We start from the raw sequence: 17,182 nt of genomic DNA on the forward strand, positions 1-17,182 counted from the left end.
GTTTGCACTACGGCGGGGCGGGGCGGGCGCGGTAGGCTACGGCACCGCCCCGCCCCAGGTCCGCTCACTCCCATGCGCCGCCCCGCCCTCCTCGCGTTGCTCCTCCTGCTCTCCGGCTGCGTCGCCACGACGCGGACGCTCGACGTGGCCGACGCGGCGAGCCGCCAGGCGATCAGCGAGCGGGCGGGGCGGCAGCGGGCGGTCGTCACCGTCCGCGACAGGCCGGCGGTCGAGGCCCGCGGCCTCCGCATCGACGCCGACTCGACGAGCTGGATCGGCGCCGACGGCGCCGTCCACGTCGTGCCGACGGCCGACGTCGACCGTGTCGCGTTCGCGGGCGTCGACCCGCGGGGGCGGCTGAGCCGGCTCGAAGGGTTCGCCCTCGGCTTCGCGGCGGCCGCCGTGGGGGGGGCGGTCCTGACCCACGCGACGTACGAGCCGCAGGGGTTCATCGACCTCAGCCCGACCGCCATGGCGGTGATATCGGGCGTGGTGTACGGCATCGGCGGCGGCGGCGTCGGAGCCTCTGTCGCCAACGGCCAGCCCGAGCGGTTCGTCCTGGCCCCGCCCCGCCCAGCGACGGTCCGCTAGCCCGCGATCCGCATCCCGAGCCCGTCCGCGACCGCGCGGCGGAGCGGGGCGGGGACCTCGCCCTCGACCGCGTAGTGCGCCCACTCGCGGCGCGCGGGGTACGTCCGCCGCAGATCGGCAAAGGCCGCCGCGCGCTCGGCCGCCCCGCCCGCGGCGTCGAGCGCGGCCCGGAACCGGGCGTCTTCGGCGCGGACGCTGAACGCCTGGCGCGCGAGCGCGTCCAGCCACGCCGCCTGCGCGACCGGGTCCTCCACGTCGCCCGGCGCGGGCGGGGCGGCGACCGGGGGCGGATCGGGGCCGAGCGCCGCGGACTCGTCCCACGGCGCGGCTTCCGCCCCGCCCGCCGCGAGCCACCGGCGGAGCGCGGCGGCCAGCATCGCCGTGCCGCGGACCTTGCCGTCGGCCGCGTAGCCAGCGACGTGGGGCGAGCCCAGTGCGGCGAGGCCGACCGTCTCGGGGTCGGGCGTGGGCTCGCCCGGCCACACGTCGAGCACGCACGGGCGGCGGGCCGCCTCGCGGCGGAGCGCGGTGGCGTCGACCACCCCGCCCCGGGCGGCGTTGACGAACCAGGCGCCGGGGCGCATGGCGGCGAACGCGTCGGCGCCGAAGAGGCCGCGCGTGGGCCACGGGCTCTCGGCCGCCGTCGTGAGCGGGGTGTGGAGCGTTACGACATCGGTCTGGGCGAGCACGGCGTCGAGCGGGACGTACGGGTGCGCCTCGCCCCGCGCCTCGGCGGCCGCCGCGCGGGGTGGGTCGGACGCGACGATGCTCATCCCGAGTGCCTCGGCACGCGGCGCGAGGCGCCCGCCGACGGCGCCGGTGCCGACCACGCCCAGCGTTTTCCCCGCGAGCGCCTCGCCCCGGTCCGCGGCGACGGCCAGGAGCGCGGCCAGGACGTGCTCGACGACCGACGTCGCGTTCGACCCCGGCGCCCACGCGAACCCGACGCCCAGGTGGCCGAGGGCGGGGCGGTCGACGTGGTCGGTCCCGGCCGTCGCCGAGCCCACGAACCGGACGGGCGTGCCCTCCAGGAGCGCCGCGTCGACCGGCGTCACGCTGCGGACGAGCAGGACATCGGCGCCCTCGGCCTCGGCGCGCGTGATCTCGCGGCCGGGGAGGAGCCGGACGCGTCCCAGCGCGCCGGACGCGTCGGTCGCGGCGGGGATGTTGGCGTCGGCGAGGATGCGGAGCGGGGTGTCCATTGGGCGAGACGGCGGGCGGGGCGGGTGTCCACCTCACGGGTCAGCCGAGGAGCCGACGGTGGACGCGTCGGGGGCGGGGCGGTCGGACGCCGGGCCGAGGCGCCGGTTCGGGCCGCCCCGCCCCCGCACGACCGCGTGGGCACGGTCGTTGGGACCTGTGCCCCGCCTGCTTCTGGCCCGGCTCCGAGTTCTCTCGGCCCGCACGCCCCCTTCTCGCGGGCTTCGAGACCTCAGAGTTCTCTTTCCCAGAGCGTCCTTCTCCCCACCGCCGATCCCGAGCCCCCCTGCATGGACACAGACTCGAACGACGCGTCGACAAAGACCTTTGCCAAGAAAGCCGCCGCCGGTCTGGCCCTGGTGTTGGCCGCGATGCTCCCGCTGCTCGCCCTGTTCTTCACCGCCTACAGCCCGGACGACCTCGCTCAGAGCGAGCTCCCCACCGCCGTCGTCTCCGACGCCCCCCCGCCCTTCGTGCTGGCGGACGTGAGCGACGACGTGCTGTGGCTGGCCCGGTGCATGTACTCGGAGACCAAGAAGCCCCACGAGCAGGAGCTCGTCGGCTGGGTCATCCGCAACCGCGTCGAGACCGAGTACCGCGGGGCGTCGACGTACGAGGGCGTCGTGACCGACCCGTACCAGTTTAGCGCCTTCAACCCGGGCAGCCCAAAGCGGCGCCTGTACACGACGCTCACGCCGGAGACTGCGACCGAGGCGTTCCAGCGCACGCTGGCCATCGCCCACGACGTCTACTACGCCCGTTCGGCGGACCGGCCGTTCCCGACGTCGACGCGCCACTTCTACAGCGAGCGCTCGATGGTGGGCGGGGCGGCCCCGAACTGGTCGGCCGGCCACCAGCCCATTCGCCCGACCGGCTTCCGCGTGGACCCGCGCCGGTTCCGGTTCTACTCGGGCGTGGCTTCGGCGCTGAGCGCCGCCCCCCTCCGGTTGGCGCTGTAGGTTTCGAACCCGGGTCCTCCCACCACGCCGGCCCGTCCGGCGGACCCGTCCAGGGCGCGCCTCCACCGGGCGCGCCCTGTTTTTGTTGGGGGCGGGGCGGAGACTCTGTGGGGCGGTTCTGTGAGGCCGCCCCTCCCTGTGAGACGGGTCGCCGTTTTGGGAGCGGTCCCGGGCGGGGCGGGGTCCGGCGGGCGGGGCGGTCGGTCCTCCCGGGCGGGCTCCCCCTCACTCCGTGGTCCCGCGTAGGGATGGCGATGGAGAGGAAGAGCCTCTGAAGTCTGCGCGGCTGTCTGGGACCGCCCCGCCCCGGGTCGATGCCCGCCCCCCACCCCGCCCTTTGGGTTCGACCCTCGCCCGGCGAGGGAGGGGGAGATCCCAGACGGCTTTTGAGATCGGGGGCAGGCGCGCCGCGGGCGGGGCGGTGGCCGACGGCGCCAGCTCACAGGCGAGGCGGACGCGGGCGCGGTTCCACCCCGCCCCGCCCGGATCTTGCGGTGCCCCCGCCCGGTTGACCCCAGACCGGCCCCGCCCCTGCGGAGCCGCCCTGCCCTTCTCGCGAACACGCCCCCTCCATGCCCTCTGCCCACCCGCCCGCCGACGCCTGGCGCCGCGCGCTCGACGGCGACCGCGACGCCTTCAACGACGCGATCGCCCCGTACCAGGACGACCTCATGGCCGCGGCCGCCCGCCAGCTCGACATCGAGCGCGCCGCCGTCGACGACACGCCGGCCGACGACACGGGTACGCTCGTCGACCTCACGACCGAGGAGCTCGTCGGCGAGACGCTCGTGCGCGCCTGGGAGCGCCGCGGCCGCTACGACGCCGACCGGATGAGCTTCCGCGCGTGGCTCCTCGGGCTTCAGACCCGGGCGCTCGCCCGGTACGCCCGCCAGGAGGACCGCTACGCCGAGCGCAAGATGATCTCGCTCGATGAGGAGCTCCCGACCGGCGAGGAGCACGACGCCGTCGAGGAGTCGTTCTACGAGTTCCGCCAGCCGTTCGACGTCGACACCTACGAGGAGATCGTGCCCTCCACGACCCCCGAGGACGTCAGCGTCGAGGGCTACGCCGAGGCCGACCTCAGCCCGCAGGACCGCGACCTCCTCGCCGACGCCACGTTCCGCGGCGCGGCCCGCCAGGTGACCGTCCTCCACGACGAGTTCGAGGTCTCGCTCCCCGAAGCGGCCCAGATCATCAACGCCTCGCTCAAGGACACGGCGGCCATGCTGAACCTGGCCCGCGAAGGGCTCCTCGACCGCTACGGCTCGGTCCGCGACGACCACGACGACGACCCCGCCGTCGACTCGTACACCGGCGACCCGCTCCCCGACGCGTAGCACGCCCCCGAGCGCTCGGTACCTGGTATGAGGTCCGCCGAGCGCCCCGCCCGCCCCTCTGCGCCCCGCCCGCTCCCCATCCCCTCCCCTCTGATGTCCACGACCCTCGCCCCCGACGACCGCGACGCCCTCCTCGCCGAGCTCCGCCGCCGAACGACGAAGCCCGGCTTCCACTTTCTCTCGGCCGACCACCTCCAGCGCCTCAACGAGGCGCAGTCGACGAGCGCCCCCATCGTCAGCCTGTACATGGAGCTGACGCCGGAGGCCCGCCTGGGGACGACGTGGGAGACCACGTTCAAGGACCTGTGCGAGCGGGCGGTTTCGGACGCCGGCGAGCAGAAAAAGGCGGTCCAGGCCGAGTGCGACCGGATCGGGGAGGCGCTCGCGAACGGCCTGCCGCGGACGGGGCGGGGCGTGGCCTTTTTCGCGTGCGAGGCGCTCGGGCTCTTCGAGCAGCTCGGGACGGCGATCGCGCTCCCCAACGAGGTCCACGTCACCGACAACCCGTACGTCCGCCCGCTCGCGCGCGTCCGCGACGAGAACGACCGCTTCGTGATCGCGCTCGTCTCGGCCCACAAGAGCCGGTTCTTCTTTGCCCAGATCGGGCTCGTCGAGGAGGTTTATGAGCTGGAGGGCCAGGAGCTCTTCGTCACCGACTTTGCCTCGAAGGACCAGCGCCAGGACATGAAGGCGGACATGAAGCGGGCGCAGGCCCGGCGGAGCGCCCACGCCTGCAACCTGATCGCGCAGTCCCTGGAGGCCCGGCACGTGATCCACTCGGCCACGACCGACATGGAGGCCGACTTCCTCGACGGGCTCGACCAGGCGACGCGCCAGCGCGTGGCCGCCTCGTTCTCGTGCGACATCAACGCGACCTCGGCCGAGGTCTCGGACGCCGCCGGCGACGTGCAGCGCGAGGTCGAGGCCCGCGAGGAGCTCGAGACGCTCGGGAAGGTCCAGGAGCTCCTGTCGTCGCGGGCCGTGGCCGGCCTCGACGACACGCTCGACATGCTCAACCAGCAGCGCGTGATGACGCTCGTGGTCGACGACGCCGAGACGATTCCGGGCGGCATCGACCCGACCTCGGGGATGCTCACGACGCAGACCGAGGGCACGTACGAGGCGACGGGCGGGGCGGTGCGCGCCGTGAACGACCTCGTCGAGCTCATGCTCGACAAGGCCATGGAGCAGGGGGCCACGCTCGAACTCGTCCGCAGCAAGGCGGCGCGCGAGGCGCTCCGCGAGCACGGCCCGGCCGCCGCGCTCCTCCGCTTCTGAACGAGTACGGAGAGACGGGCACTGAGCGACGGGCGGGGTGGCTTCGAGACCGGGCCACCCCGCCCTCCTGTCAGGCGGGGTGGTCGGTCCGACCACTCCACCCGTTACCCGTCGCTCATCACTCGTCGCCTTTCTAGATCCCGATGCCGGCGCGGATCATGAACAGGCTGACCTTGACGTCCTGGTCGGTCCCCGCGTCGTCGGCCGCGATGCCGGTGAGGTCGAACGCGTAGCGGAGCTCGAGGAACCCGTTCGGCCCCACGATCGGGATGCCGGCTCCGGCCCCGATGCCCACGTTGAGCACCGTGTTGACCGACCGCGTGTCGAACGTGTCGAGGCCGTCGAGCGGGAACCGGAATTCGGGGCCGACGAGCACGTACCCCTTTAGGATCGGCGTCGGCGTCTGGAGCTTGAAGTCGACGGGGACGGTGACGAAGCTGATCGACCCGTCCTCGCCCTCGCCCTGGACGTCGCCGGCGCGGAGGTAGTACACGCCCGTCCGCGCCTGGAACAGGAGGACGGAGACGTCGGCAAAGGCGCCGATGTGGTAGCCCGTCGAGCCGTCGAAGTCGAGCCCGGCCGCGTCGCCAAGCGACGCGAAGTTGACGCCGCCGGCGACGCCGACGTCGATGGACGGGATGATCTGGGCCTCGGCGCGCGGGGCGGCGAGGCACGCCGCGAGGGCGAGGGCGGGGAGGAGGCGGGAGGCGAGGCGAATGGGGAGGGGGCGGGGAACGGTCGCCAAACCTACCGCCCCGCCCCGCCCACGGCGAGCGGGGCGGACCGGACGCGTGGGCGGGGCGGCGACGAGCGCCACTCCCCCGCCCGACATTCACCGTTCTGCAGCACGCGCGCCGGACCCGGGGCGGGGCGGTGGCGTTGGGGCCGCATGACGATCGGCATCACCTGCTACCCCACCTTCGGCGGCTCCGGCGTGGTCGCGACCGAGCTGGGCAAGGCGCTCGCGGCGCGCGGCCACACGGTCCACTTTATCGCCTACGCGCTCCCGCTCCGGCTCGAGCACGTGGCCCAGAACCTCACCTTCCACGAGGTCCGCGTCAACACGTACCCGCTCTTCGAGTACCCGCCGTACGCGCTCGCGCTGGCCTCGAAGATGATCGACGTGGCGACGCACGACGGGCTCGACCTGCTCCACGTCCACTACGCGATCCCGCACGCGACGAGCGCGGTCCTGGCCCAGCAGATCCTCCGCTCGAAGGGCGTCGAGATCCCGGTCGTGACCACGCTCCACGGGACCGACATCACGCTCGTGGGCAAGGACCCCAGCTTCAAGCCGGTCGTCGAGCACGCGATCGACGCCTCCGACGGGGTCACGGCCGTGAGCGACTGGCTCCGGCGCGAGACGTACGCCTCGTTCGACGTGAGCCGCGAGATCGAGGTGATCCCCAACTTCGTCGACACCGAGCGCTTCCAGCGCCAGCCGAAGGACCACTTTAAGCAGGCGATCGCGCCCGACGGCGAGCGCCTGCTCGTCCACGTCTCCAACTTCCGCCGCGTCAAGCGGACCGGCGACGTGGTCGACGTGTTCGCCCGGCTCCACGCCGAGGGCGCGTGGCCCGAGGGCGACCCGCGGCACGGCGAGGCCGGCGGCGTCAAGCTCCTCATGGTCGGCGACGGGCCGGAGCGGGCGGCGGCCGAGGCGCGCGCGCGCGAGGCCGGCGTGTGGGGCGAGGTCCGGTTTATCGGGAAGCAGGAGCCGGTCGAGGAGATCCTCTCCATCGCCGACCTGTTCCTGATGCCGTCCGGGAGCGAGACGTTCGGGCTCGCCGCGCTCGAGGCCATGGCGTGCGGCGTGCCCGTGGTGTCGTCGGACATCGGCGGCCTCCCCGAGCTCAACGTCGAGGGCGTCACCGGCTTCCTCCGCCCGCTGGGCGACATCGACGGCATGACGGCGGCGGCCCGCGAGATCCTCTCCCACCCCGCCCTCCACGCGCGGATGGCGGCGGCGGCCCGCGAGCGGGCCGTGACCGAGTTCGAGATCGATCGGATCGTCCCCCGCTACGAGGCCCACTACGCGCGGCTCGTCGCGGGCGGCGTGGCCGTGTAGGACCGCCGGTTCGCGCGGAGCGTTCTCCGCCCCGCTCCCCCGTACGCGGGCGGGGCGGCCACCGTCCGCCGCTCCCCACCCCGCCCCGCCGTTTGGACTCTCTGACCCAGGCCGTTCTCGGCGCCGCCGTCGGCGAGGCCGTCGCCGGGCCGCGCGTCGGGCGCCGCGCCGCGCTCTGGGGCGCCGTCGCCGGGACGCTCCCCGACCTCGACGTGCTCGCGTACCCGTGGCTGGACACGGCCGCCGAGCTCCACGTCCACCGCGGGCTCACGCACGGGCTCGCGTTCTCGTTCGTCGCCGGCCCCGTGCTGGGGTGGGCCGTGTGGCGGTTCGAGCGGTGGCGAGCAGGGCGAAGCCCGGACCGCCCCGGCGGTTTGCGCCCCGCCCGGTCGGCGGGGACGTGGCGGCTGTGGACGGCCGTCTGGTTCGCGGCGCTCCTCACGCACCCGCTCCTCGACGTGTTCACCGTCTACGGCACGCAGCTTCTAGCCCCGTTCTCGGACCGGCCGTTCGCCGTCGGCAGCGTGTTCATCGTCGACCCGCTCTACACGGTCCCGCTCGCGGGCTTCCTGCTCGCCGCGCTCGTCACGCGGCGGCCGGGGCGGCGGCGCGTGTGGGCGGGGTGGGGGCTCGCCGTCTCGACGGCCTACCTCGCGTGGGGGCTCGTGGCGCAGCAGGCGGCGCACCGCGCGGCGCTCCGCGCGCTCGACGCCGAGGGCGTCCGCCCCGCCCGCGTGCTGACGGCCGCCGCCCCGCTCACGACGCTCCTGTGGCGGAGCGTGGCCGAGGTCGAGACCGACAGCGGGACCGTCTACCTGACCGGCCTCCGCTCGCTCCTCGACGACGGGCCAGACATGACGTTCCGGGCGACGGCCGCGCGCCGCAACCTGCTCGCGCCCTACGCCGGGAGCCGCCCGGCCGAGACGCTCCGCTGGTTCTCGCGCGGCTGGCTCCGCGTCCGCCCCGCCCCGCCCGGTGCGGACAGCGCGGGCGGGGTGGTGGTGGCCGACGTCCGGTTCGGGCGGGCCGACGGCGACCTCGGCCCGAGCCGGGCGCCGTACCTGTTCACTTGGCGCCTCGCGCCCGCACCGGGCGCGGGCGGGGTGGCGATGGAGCAGGTGCCGTTCGAAGCCGACGTCTCGGCCGAGTGGCTCGGGCGGCTCTGGGACCGCGCCCTCGGCCGCCCCGCCCCGGCAACAAGGCCGATGGACGCCCCGCCCGCCGAGCGGCCGAGCGAGCGGCCGGGCGGGGCGGCGGAATAAAGATTCCGGGCGGGGCGGGACATGCCGGAGCGCTCGGGCGTAGGACCCAGACCGATCCACCCTTCCCCGCCCCGCCATGAAATTCTTTATCGACACCGCCGTCCTCGACGAGATCCAGGAGGCCCAGGACATGGGCGTCCTCGACGGCGTGACCACGAACCCGTCCCTGATGAAGAAGGTCGGGGTCAAGGATTTCCACGGCCACATCGCCAAGATCTGCGAGATCACGCCCGGCGACGTCTCGGCCGAGATCACGGCCGTGACCTACGACGAGATGATGACCGAGGCCCGCGAGGTCGCCCAGATCGCCGACAACGTCGTGGTCAAGGTCCCGCTCACGCTCGACGGCATCAAGGCCATCAAGACGCTGACCGAGGAGGGCATCCCGACCAACTGCACGCTCTGCTTTAGCCCGACGCAGGCGCTCGTCGCCGCCAAGGCCGGGGCCACGTACATCAGCCCGTTTATCGGCCGGCTCGACGACATCTCGTCGAACGGGATGCACCTGGTCAAGCAGATCATCGAGATCTACGACACCTACGACTACGAGACCGAGGTGCTGGCCGCCTCCATCCGCCACCCGATGCACGTCGTCGAGGCCGCCGAACTCGGCGCCGACGTGGCGACGATGCCGCTCAAGGTGATCAAGCAGCTCCTCCAGCACCCGCTGACGGACGCGGGCCTGAAGAAATTCCTCGACGACTGGAAGGCGCTCCAGGGCGCCGAGGAGCCGGCCAACGGCCAGGTCCACCGCGAGGCGTAGCCGCCCCGCCCGCGGGGTCCGGCGTCGCGTCGGCCCGCATTCGCCGCCCCGCCCTCGCCGCCCCGCCCTCACGACGAGGGCGGGGCGGTTTGCGTTGGCGCCTCCGGGCGGGGCGGAGCGGCCCTGAACGAACCGAAAGTGCGAACACCGGGCGGGGCGGGAGCGGTAGTCTCTGCCTTCTACGAGCCTCTACGAATGCGTTACCTCTCCCTCGGCGACACCGACGAGATCGCCGCGAGCTGCCACCACGTCACCTTCGGCGGGACGGGCCTGGTCCTCGACGCCGGCATGGACCCCGACCTCGACGGCTACGCGGCCGTCCCCCCGTTCGAACTCCTCCGGGACCGGCCGGTCGACCACGTCGTCGTCACGCACGCGCACCACGACCACCTGGGCTCGCTCCCGGTGCTGACCCGCGAGGTGCCCCACGCCCACGTCCACATGTCGCGGCCGACGGCGCTCCTGGCCGAGATGCTCTTGCCGTCGTCGGCGCGCCTCCAGAAGCGGCGCATCCGCGAGGGGTCGTCCGACGCGGCGCCGGTGTTCGACGTCGAGACGGCCGAAGCGCTCAGCTACGTCTACGAGACCCACAGCCTCGACACGCCGTTCGACCTGGCGGGCCTGAAGGCCGAGGGGCCGCTCGCGGGCACGTTCTACCACGCGGGCCACGTGCTCGGCGCCGTCGGCCTGCTCGTCGAGGGCTACGAGAACGGCGAGCGCCGCCGGCTCTACTACACGTCCGACACGAGCGTCCAGCCCCAGACGATCCTCCCCGAGTCCGACGTCCCCGACGGCCCGGTCGACGTCATGCTCCTCGAGTCGACGCTGGGCGCCGACCCCGAGGCCGAGCGAACGACGCGGAAGAGCGAGGAGAAGCGGCTCGGGCGGGAGATCCAGAAGGTGCTCGGGCGGGGCGGCGTGGTCCTCATCCCGGTCTTCGCGCTCGGACGGAGCCAGGACGTGCTCGCCATGATCGACCGCTTTAAGCGGCGCGGCATCGTCGACGCCGACGTCCCGATCTACACGGCGGGCTCGATGCGCGGCGTGGCCGAGGTCTACGACAAGACGCGCGAGTCGACGCCGCGGCTGGACCCCGACTTCGAGGTCTACGGCGTCGACCAGGAGCGGTACCCGCGCTCGCAGAAGAAGAAGAACGCGGCGCTCGCGAAGCCGGGCATCTTCGTGCTCACGTCGGGCATGCTCTTCGAGCGAACCCCGTCGTACGACCTCGCGCAGCAGCTCGTGGCCGACGAGCGCCACGGGATCTTCTTCGTCGGCTACTCCAAGGAGGGTTCACCGGGCGAGCGGCTCCAGGAGGCCGCCGCGACGGGCGGGACCATGACGTTCGACGACGGCCCGCTCCCGGTCCGCGCCCAGGTCGAGCGGTTCCGGTTCTCGGGCCACGCCCACCGCCGCGACCTGCTCACGCTCGTCGACCGCGTCCAGCCGCGGACGATCGTGCTCGTCCACGGCGAGACGGCGGCGAAGGAGTGGATGCGCGACGCGATCGAGGAGGAGTACCCGGACATCGAGGTCATCATCCCCGAGCAGGGGCAGGAGCTGGAGCTGTAGCGGTGGCTGGGAACGGGCTGAGGGCGGGGCGGCGTCCTTTGACCGCCCCGCCCGGGCCGACGTGTACCGGGCGGGGTGGCCTCAGCACCGCCCCGCCCGTAGAGAACCGGGAGCGGGGCGGCCGCATCTTGGGCTCGCCGCCGGTCCTGCCGCCCCGCCCCAATGCGGACACCATGCATGGTGTCCCTACGGCTACGGCCCCGCCCCGCCCTTCGCGTTGGGCGGGCGGGGCGGCGTCCCTTCCGCGTTCCGCGTTCACCCTTCCACATTCACCATGCCTCTCACCGTCCGCTCGTTCGTCGTCAGCCCGTTCGCCGAGAACACGTACGTGCTCTCCAGCGGCGGCGAGGCCGCGCTCGTCGACCCGGGGACGGCGACGCGCGAGGAGCGCCGGCAGGTCGAGGACTACCTGGAGGCCGAGGGGCTCGCGGTCCGCCACCTGCTCCTCACGCACGGCCACATCGACCACGTGTTCGGGGCCGCCCACTTTGCGCGCACGCTGGGCGGGGCGGCCGAGCACGGGGGCTGGCAGATGCACCCAGCCGACGGGCCGCTGCTCCAAAACGCGCCGGTCCAGGGCGAGAGGTTCGGGGTCCGCGTGGACGCCCCGCCGCCGGCGGCCCACGACCTCGCCGACGGCGACACGCTCACGGTCGGCGACACGACGCTCCGCGTGCTGCACGTGCCGGGCCACTCGCCGGGGTCGGTCGCGTTCTACGACGAGGCCGGCGGCCAGCTCGTCGGCGGCGACGTGCTGTTTCAGGGCTCGATCGGGCGGACCGACCTGTGGCAGGGCAGCATGGACACCCTCCTAGCCTCGATCCGCGACCGCGTGCTCACGCTCCCCGACGAGACGGTCGTCTACTCGGGCCACGGCCCGGCCACGACGGTCGGCGCCGAGCGGCGGGCGAACCCGTTCCTCCGCGACCTCTAGCCGCCCCGCCCGCGGACACGGCAAGCCGTGTGTCCCTACGATGGCCGTGGGGGCGGGGCGGTCAGCGGCCGCCGGAGGGGCCTCGGCGGCCGCGCTGGGCCTTGGTGCTCCCCTTCGGCTTCGGGCCGCCCCGTCCGTGCTGCTGCTTCTGGCGCGACTTGTGGCCCTTCGGGTTGGAACGGCGCTTGGCCGTCTCCATCGCTTCGGCGAGCTTCGGCGCCTCGAAGCCGTCGAACGTGGCCGGCTCGATGGGCTTGCCCGTGTGCTTCTCGATGGCCCGGAGCTGGTCGCGCTCCTTGGCCGAGACGAACGTGATCGCGTCGCCCGTAGCCTCGGCGCGGCCCGTCCGCCCGATGCGGTGGATGTAGTCCTCGGGCTGGCCCGGCGCGTCGAAGTTGACGACGTGCGAGACGCCGTCGATGTCGATCCCGCGCGCGGCGATGTCGGTGGCGACGAGGACGCGGAACTGGCCGCCCTCGAACCCCTTCAGCGCCCGCTGCCGCTGCCCCTGGCTCCGGTTCGAGTGGATGGCGACGGCCTTGTAGCCGGCCCGATCCAGCTTCTTCTTGATCCGGTCGGCCCGGTACTTGGTCCGCGAAAAGACGATGACGCGCTCGACCGGCTCCGTGTCGAGAAGGTGGTGGAGGAGCGCCTGCTTTTCGGCCTCGGCCACGTGGACCGCCCGCTGGGCGACCGTCGCCGCCGGGTCGCGCCGCTCGCCGACCTCGATGGTCTCGGGCTTGTAGAGGATGGACCGGGCGAGGTCCTGGATCGCGGGCGGCATGGTCGCCGAGAACAGCATGGTCTGGCGCTGCTCCGGAACGGCCGCCACGATCTTGCGGATGTCGCGGACAAAGCCCATGTCGAACATCCGGTCAGCCTCGTCCAGAACCAGGATGTCGACGAACGAGAGGTCGATCTCCTTCGTCCCCACAAAGTCGAGGAGCCGACCCGGCGTGGCGACGACGACGTCGACCCCGTTGCGGAGGGCCGTCCGCTGCCCGCCCTTGCCGACGCCGCCGTAGATCGTCGCGCTCTTCAGCTTCGTCGCCTTCCCGTAGGTCTGCACCGCCTCCTCGACCTGGATCGCCAGCTCGCGTGTGGGCGTGACGACGAGCGCGCGCACCGGCCGCTTCTTGCCGCCCACCGGCTCGCGCACGAGGTAGTCGAGGATGGGGAGCACGAACGCGGCCGTCTTGCCCGTCCCCGTCTGCGCCACGCCGACCACGTCGACGCCCTTCAGCGCGTGCGGCAGCGTGGCCGCCTGGACGGGCGTGGGGTCGGTGTAGCCCGCGTCGCGGACGCCCTGGCGGACGGGCGGGGCGAGGTCGAAGTCGTCGAAAGAGGCCATGAGGACAGGGAAGAGGACGCGGCCAAGGTCGCTGCGGGGGCGGGGCGGCGCCTCTGCCCGGCCTTCTTCCACCCCGCCCTCGGCGCACGCAGCGAGACGGGTTTTCTGTAGGGCGGGGTGGCCGCCCCGCCCACCCTACTCGGGCGCAGTGGACGGCGGAAGCGGCTGGTGACGAACGCGGCCATTTCGATACGTCACGTAGCTCTCGCCCACGCGGACGCCGTCGAGCGCGAGGAGCTGCAAGACGACGCGGGCTGTCTCCTCTGCGTCGCTCTGGATGAACCGGAGGTAGATCACGCTGGGCGGTGGCGGATCGCCGTCTTTGAAGATCCGCTCTCCGATGTCGCTGTCGAACGTAATGAGCGCGCGGCCGAGGCGACGCGCGAGCCGGATCACGTCGGGGTCGTCGAGGCCGGGGTGCGTCTCCAGCACGGAGACCACGTCGAGTCCTCGGTCTCGTAGGAGGAGGATGCTCAGAAGGGAGACGTTCTCATCGGCCAGGAGCCGCATCGGGTCAGTAGCAGGGCGCTCAACGCTACCGCTCCACCCCGCCCTGCGTCTAGCCGGACAGGTGGTTTAGGTCCAAGCGTTAAATGTCCGCCCCGTTCTCTGGCACGAGCCGCGTGTCGGCTGCGGCGTCGTGCGCGAAGGCGAAGACGGCCCGCAGGTCCTCAACGGTCAGGTGTGGGTAGTTCTCCAAAACCTGCTCTTGCGTCCACCCTACCGCGAAAAGCTCCAGGAGGAACGCGACGCCCATACGCGTTCCCTTGACGCGGGGCTTGCCCCCGATGACGTTCGGGTCCGAGTCAATGTAGTCGTGCCAGTCCATGCCGGTCGTGTCGGGCGGGGTGGCCCAGGATACGCCGCCCCGCCCCGGCGGCTCCCCGCCCGCTCAGGCCACGTCGCCGGCGACGTCGGCGGCGGTCGCGCCGGAGAGGAGCTTGAGGCTGGCCGGCTCGGCCCGCTGCTGGAGGAGCTCGAGCGAGTGGTGGACGAGCTCGCCCATCGTGTCGACCCGGTGGAAGCCGGGGTCCCCGTAGTGCCGGGCGAGCGCGGCGCCGAGCCCGTCGACGTAGTCGGGCGGAGCGATCAGGTCCTCGCGCATCACGTCCATGAGCGCCTCGTACCGCCCCGCCCCGACGCGGAGCCGCCCCGCCATGAGCGCCCGCTCCTCACGCTGGTACTGGTCGACGGTCCGCTCCGTGAGGTGCGTCAGGCCGAGGGCGATGACCGGGTTGTTCTGCGAAAAGAACTGCGGGAGGTACACCTTGCGGGCGGGGTGGTGGCTCTGCTGGTCGAAGTCGACCGGCCGCATCCGGTAGTGGAGCTTCTCGAAGTCGGGCGTGATGTCGACGACCCAGTTGCCGGCGTGCATGTCGCCCAGGAGCCGCACGAAGCACCGCTCGTTGAACTTGACGAACTCCTTGGCGAGCCGGACCTGGTCGAAGCGGTTGTCGGGGAGCTGCTCGCGGATGAAGGCGTCGCCGGGGAGCCCGACGATGTGCTCCTCGACGATGGTCTGGTCGCGGAGCTCGGGGCCGTCGACGCGGGCCAGGAAGTTGATCGAGTTGGGCGAGAGCACGTGCTCCAGCTCCAGCCCGTACACGCGGCTCGCGTCGGCACGCTTGACGTAGAAGTAGTCGAAGTTCTCGTTCAGCCGGTTCACGATCCGCACGCGGAACGGGAGCGTGTTGCCGTAGAGGCAGAGGTCGACGCGGTCGACGTAGAGGTGCTCGACGGTCGAGAGGTCGCCGGCGGACTTGAGCAGCGCGTACGTCTCGCGGAGGGCGTCGTGGATCTCGGCGTGCTCGGCGTTGGCGTAGTAGACGGTGCTCCAGAGCGTGTCGTCGCCGAGCTCGTCGTAGAGCGGGGCCTGCCCAGCGTAGCGGCTGAGGTCGTCGTAGCTCACGCCGCCCTCGGCGCGCCGCCCGTACTGGCCGAGGTAGTCGGCGAGGTAGTCGGAGACGGCGTAGGCCGGCTTCTTTCTCGAGATCAGGTTGGGGCGGGGCTCCATGTGTCGGGTGGGGCGGCGAGCGGCGAGCGGCGAGCGGCGAGCGGCGAGCGGCGAGCGGCGAGCGGCGAGCAAAAGATGCGCCACCCCGCCCGCGCCCGAGGTAGACGCCGTAGGGGCGACCGGCGGTCGCTCGTGGGCGGGGCGGGCAAAACGGACGGAGCAGACTCGTAGGGACACCACGCGTGGTGTCCGCATTCGCCTAGCGACGCGCCGCGGGCGGGGCGGCGCGGCTCGCGTCGTCCCCCCATCCCCTCTTGGCTACGCCGACGCGGCACGGTGACCAGAAGGGGGACTGCCGCCGCCTCGTGCGGGTTTCGATGCCGCCCCGGACCGCCCCGCCCCCGCGGACACGACAAGCGGTGTTCCTACGAATGCCCGCCTCCGGTCTGTACACGGATGGGGCGGGGCGGATCAGGTACCACCCCGCCCATGGGCGCCCGCCCCGCCCTACGACCCACGGGCGGGGCGGCCAGTACTTTTCGCGGCGCCCGCCCTCTCCCCCCACCCCCATCTCCTATGACCCTCTGCCCGTTCGAGGACGCCCGCGTCGGGCACCTCGCCCCGCTCGCCCTCACGCGCGCCGCGTTCGACCTCCGCGTCGGCGCGCGGACGCTCCTGGAGACGCTGGCCGCCGCCTTCCCGCACGACCGGCTCGCGCTCCACACGCGGGCGGCCGTGGCCGGCGTGACGGCCGAGGAGCACCCAGGCGTGCCGGTCCGCACGGCGCCCTCCGGGGCCACGCTGTTCGTCAACGGCCGGTGGCTCGCGCGCGGCGGCGACGTCGTGCGGGCCGTCCGCCAGGCCGCCGCGGGCGGGGAGGCGCGGGCGTTCACGCAGGGCGACACGCTCCTCGCCCTGTTCCACCCCGCCCCGCCCGCCGACCTCGTGGCGACCGACGCGCTCGGGCTGTTCCAGACCGAGGGGCTCCCGCAGGAGCGGGTCGAGGGCGAGACGCTCGTGACGCACCTGTGGGACCTTATCGCGGACCTGGGCGACCGCATCACGCACGACCTGGAGGCGATGGGCGGACTGGGCCAGCACGCGGGCCGCGTCGAGGGCGGGGCGGTCCTGGTCGAGCCCGAGCGCGTCCACGTCGGCGAGGGCGCCGTGGTCCGCGCCGGGGCCGTGGTCTCGGCCGCGGACGGGCCGGTCTGGATTGGCGAGGGCGCCGAGGTCGGCGAGAACGCCGTCGTGCGGGGGCCGGTCTTTTTCGGGCCGAAGGCGGCTGTGAAGCCGGCGGCGCGCGTGGACGAGAGCGCCGTCGGGTTCCGGTCGAAGGTGGGCGGGGAGGTCCACGGGAGCGTCGTCCACAGCCTCTCGTCGAAGGGCCACGACGGGTACCTCGGCAACAGCTACCTCGGCCGGTGGTGCAACCTGGGCGCCGACACGAACACGTCGAACCTCAAGAATGACTACGGCGAGGTCACGGTCTGGGACGCCGTGGCCGGCGACTTCCTCGCGAGCGGGCGCCAGTTCGCGGGCCTCTTCATGGGCGACCACTCCAAGTGCTCGATCAACACCATGTTCAACACGGGGACGGTCGTCGGCGTGTTCTGCAACCTGTTCGGGTCCGGCTTCCCGCCCCGCCACGTGCCCTCGTTCGCGTGGGGCGGGGCGGATGGGCTCGCGCCGTACCGGACCGAGAAGGCGTTCCGCGTGGCCGAGGCCGTCATGGCCCGGCGCGACCGCCGCCTCTCGAACGCCGAGCGCACGCTGCTCGCCCAAATCGCCGCCGAGAGCGGGATGAGGGATGAGGGATGAGGGATGAGGGATGAAAGGTGCCGGGCGGGGCGGGGTGACGCAACAGGTCAACCAACTGTTTGACAGAAACTTTTCCACCCCGCCCAGCCGGC

Annotated in this window: 16 protein-coding genes; 10 read left to right on the forward strand and 6 right to left on the reverse strand. The window is 73.1% G+C overall.

What is annotated here, in order from left to right; genetic code table 11:
- The first annotated feature begins 72 nt into the window (after positions 1-72).
- A complete protein-coding gene (locus tag RQM47_RS01675; RefSeq protein WP_311662486.1) occupies positions 73-591 on the forward strand; it encodes a hypothetical protein in 519 nt (172 codons plus the stop codon).
- Here RQM47_RS01675 and RQM47_RS01680 read toward each other — a convergent pair.
- Positions 588-1,793: a 4-phosphoerythronate dehydrogenase gene (locus RQM47_RS01680; RefSeq protein WP_311662485.1), complete on the reverse strand. Its 1,206-nt coding sequence runs from the start codon at positions 1,791-1,793 to the stop codon at positions 588-590. The genes RQM47_RS01675 and RQM47_RS01680 overlap by 4 nt on opposite strands.
- A gap of 288 nt (positions 1,794-2,081) precedes the next feature.
- Between RQM47_RS01680 and RQM47_RS01685 the strand changes: the two genes are divergently transcribed.
- The 3 genes from RQM47_RS01685 to RQM47_RS01695 all read left to right on the forward strand — a co-directional run bounded on the left by RQM47_RS01685 (position 2,082) and on the right by RQM47_RS01695 (position 5,365).
- Positions 2,082-2,750, forward strand: a complete 669-nt coding sequence (locus RQM47_RS01685) for a cell wall hydrolase (protein ID WP_311662484.1) — start codon at positions 2,082-2,084, stop codon at positions 2,748-2,750.
- Between the two features lie 572 nt (positions 2,751-3,322).
- Positions 3,323-4,087, forward strand: a complete 765-nt coding sequence (locus RQM47_RS01690) for an RNA polymerase sigma factor (protein WP_311662483.1) — start codon at positions 3,323-3,325, stop codon at positions 4,085-4,087.
- Between the two features lie 93 nt (positions 4,088-4,180).
- Positions 4,181-5,365 (forward strand): peptide chain release factor 1, encoded by a 1,185-nt coding sequence (locus tag RQM47_RS01695; protein WP_311662482.1) that lies wholly within the window; start codon positions 4,181-4,183, stop codon positions 5,363-5,365.
- A 133-nt stretch (positions 5,366-5,498) separates the two neighbouring features.
- Here the strand turns inward: RQM47_RS01695 and RQM47_RS01700 are convergent, their stop codons facing one another.
- The gene (locus RQM47_RS01700) at positions 5,499-6,182 is read right to left on the reverse strand and encodes a porin family protein (protein WP_314007148.1); all 684 of its coding nucleotides are present in this window, start codon (positions 6,180-6,182) and stop codon (positions 5,499-5,501) included.
- 72 nt (positions 6,183-6,254) lie between these two features.
- Here RQM47_RS01700 and bshA point away from each other — a divergent pair, with 72 nt between their 5' ends.
- From bshA to RQM47_RS01725, 5 genes are all read left to right on the forward strand, one after another.
- Entirely contained in the window at positions 6,255-7,433 is a 1,179-nt protein-coding gene (gene bshA, locus RQM47_RS01705) for an N-acetyl-alpha-D-glucosaminyl L-malate synthase BshA (RefSeq protein WP_311662480.1), read from the forward strand.
- 92 nt (positions 7,434-7,525) lie between these two features.
- On the forward strand, positions 7,526-8,695 hold the full coding sequence (locus RQM47_RS01710; RefSeq protein ID WP_311662479.1) for a metal-dependent hydrolase: 1,170 nt from the start codon (positions 7,526-7,528) through the stop codon (positions 8,693-8,695).
- Between the two features lie 76 nt (positions 8,696-8,771).
- On the forward strand, positions 8,772-9,458 hold the full coding sequence (gene fsa, locus RQM47_RS01715) for a fructose-6-phosphate aldolase (RefSeq protein WP_311662478.1): 687 nt from the start codon (positions 8,772-8,774) through the stop codon (positions 9,456-9,458).
- 195 nt (positions 9,459-9,653) lie between these two features.
- The gene (locus tag RQM47_RS01720; protein ID WP_311662477.1) at positions 9,654-11,030 is read left to right on the forward strand and encodes an MBL fold metallo-hydrolase; all 1,377 of its coding nucleotides are present in this window, start codon (positions 9,654-9,656) and stop codon (positions 11,028-11,030) included.
- A 274-nt stretch (positions 11,031-11,304) separates the two neighbouring features.
- The gene (locus RQM47_RS01725) at positions 11,305-11,964 is read left to right on the forward strand and encodes an MBL fold metallo-hydrolase (protein WP_311662476.1); all 660 of its coding nucleotides are present in this window, start codon (positions 11,305-11,307) and stop codon (positions 11,962-11,964) included.
- Between the two features lie 61 nt (positions 11,965-12,025).
- Here RQM47_RS01725 and RQM47_RS01730 read toward each other — a convergent pair whose 3' ends face one another.
- The 4 genes from RQM47_RS01730 to RQM47_RS01745 all read right to left on the reverse strand — a co-directional run bounded on the left by RQM47_RS01730 (position 12,026) and on the right by RQM47_RS01745 (position 15,329).
- Positions 12,026-13,315, reverse strand: coding sequence for a DEAD/DEAH box helicase (locus RQM47_RS01730; protein WP_311662475.1), 1,290 nt, complete (start codon positions 13,313-13,315; stop codon positions 12,026-12,028).
- 135 nt (positions 13,316-13,450) lie between these two features.
- Complete coding sequence (locus tag RQM47_RS01735) at positions 13,451-13,825, reverse strand: DUF5615 family PIN-like protein (protein ID WP_311662474.1); 375 nt, start codon at positions 13,823-13,825, stop codon at positions 13,451-13,453.
- A 79-nt stretch (positions 13,826-13,904) separates the two neighbouring features.
- Positions 13,905-14,144 (reverse strand): DUF433 domain-containing protein, encoded by a 240-nt coding sequence (locus RQM47_RS01740; RefSeq protein WP_311662473.1) that lies wholly within the window; start codon positions 14,142-14,144, stop codon positions 13,905-13,907.
- A gap of 63 nt (positions 14,145-14,207) precedes the next feature.
- The gene (locus tag RQM47_RS01745; RefSeq protein ID WP_311662472.1) at positions 14,208-15,329 is read right to left on the reverse strand and encodes a hypothetical protein; all 1,122 of its coding nucleotides are present in this window, start codon (positions 15,327-15,329) and stop codon (positions 14,208-14,210) included.
- Between the two features lie 516 nt (positions 15,330-15,845).
- On the opposite strand from RQM47_RS01745, the gene RQM47_RS01750 reads away from it, so the two are divergent.
- Positions 15,846-17,090, forward strand: a complete 1,245-nt coding sequence (locus RQM47_RS01750; protein WP_311662471.1) for a putative sugar nucleotidyl transferase — start codon at positions 15,846-15,848, stop codon at positions 17,088-17,090.
- Positions 17,091-17,182: the final 92 nt, after the last annotated feature.

The organism is Rubrivirga sp. S365 (genome assembly GCF_032248475.1).
GTDB lineage: Bacteria > Bacteroidota > Rhodothermia > Rhodothermales > Rubricoccaceae > Rubrivirga > Rubrivirga litoralis.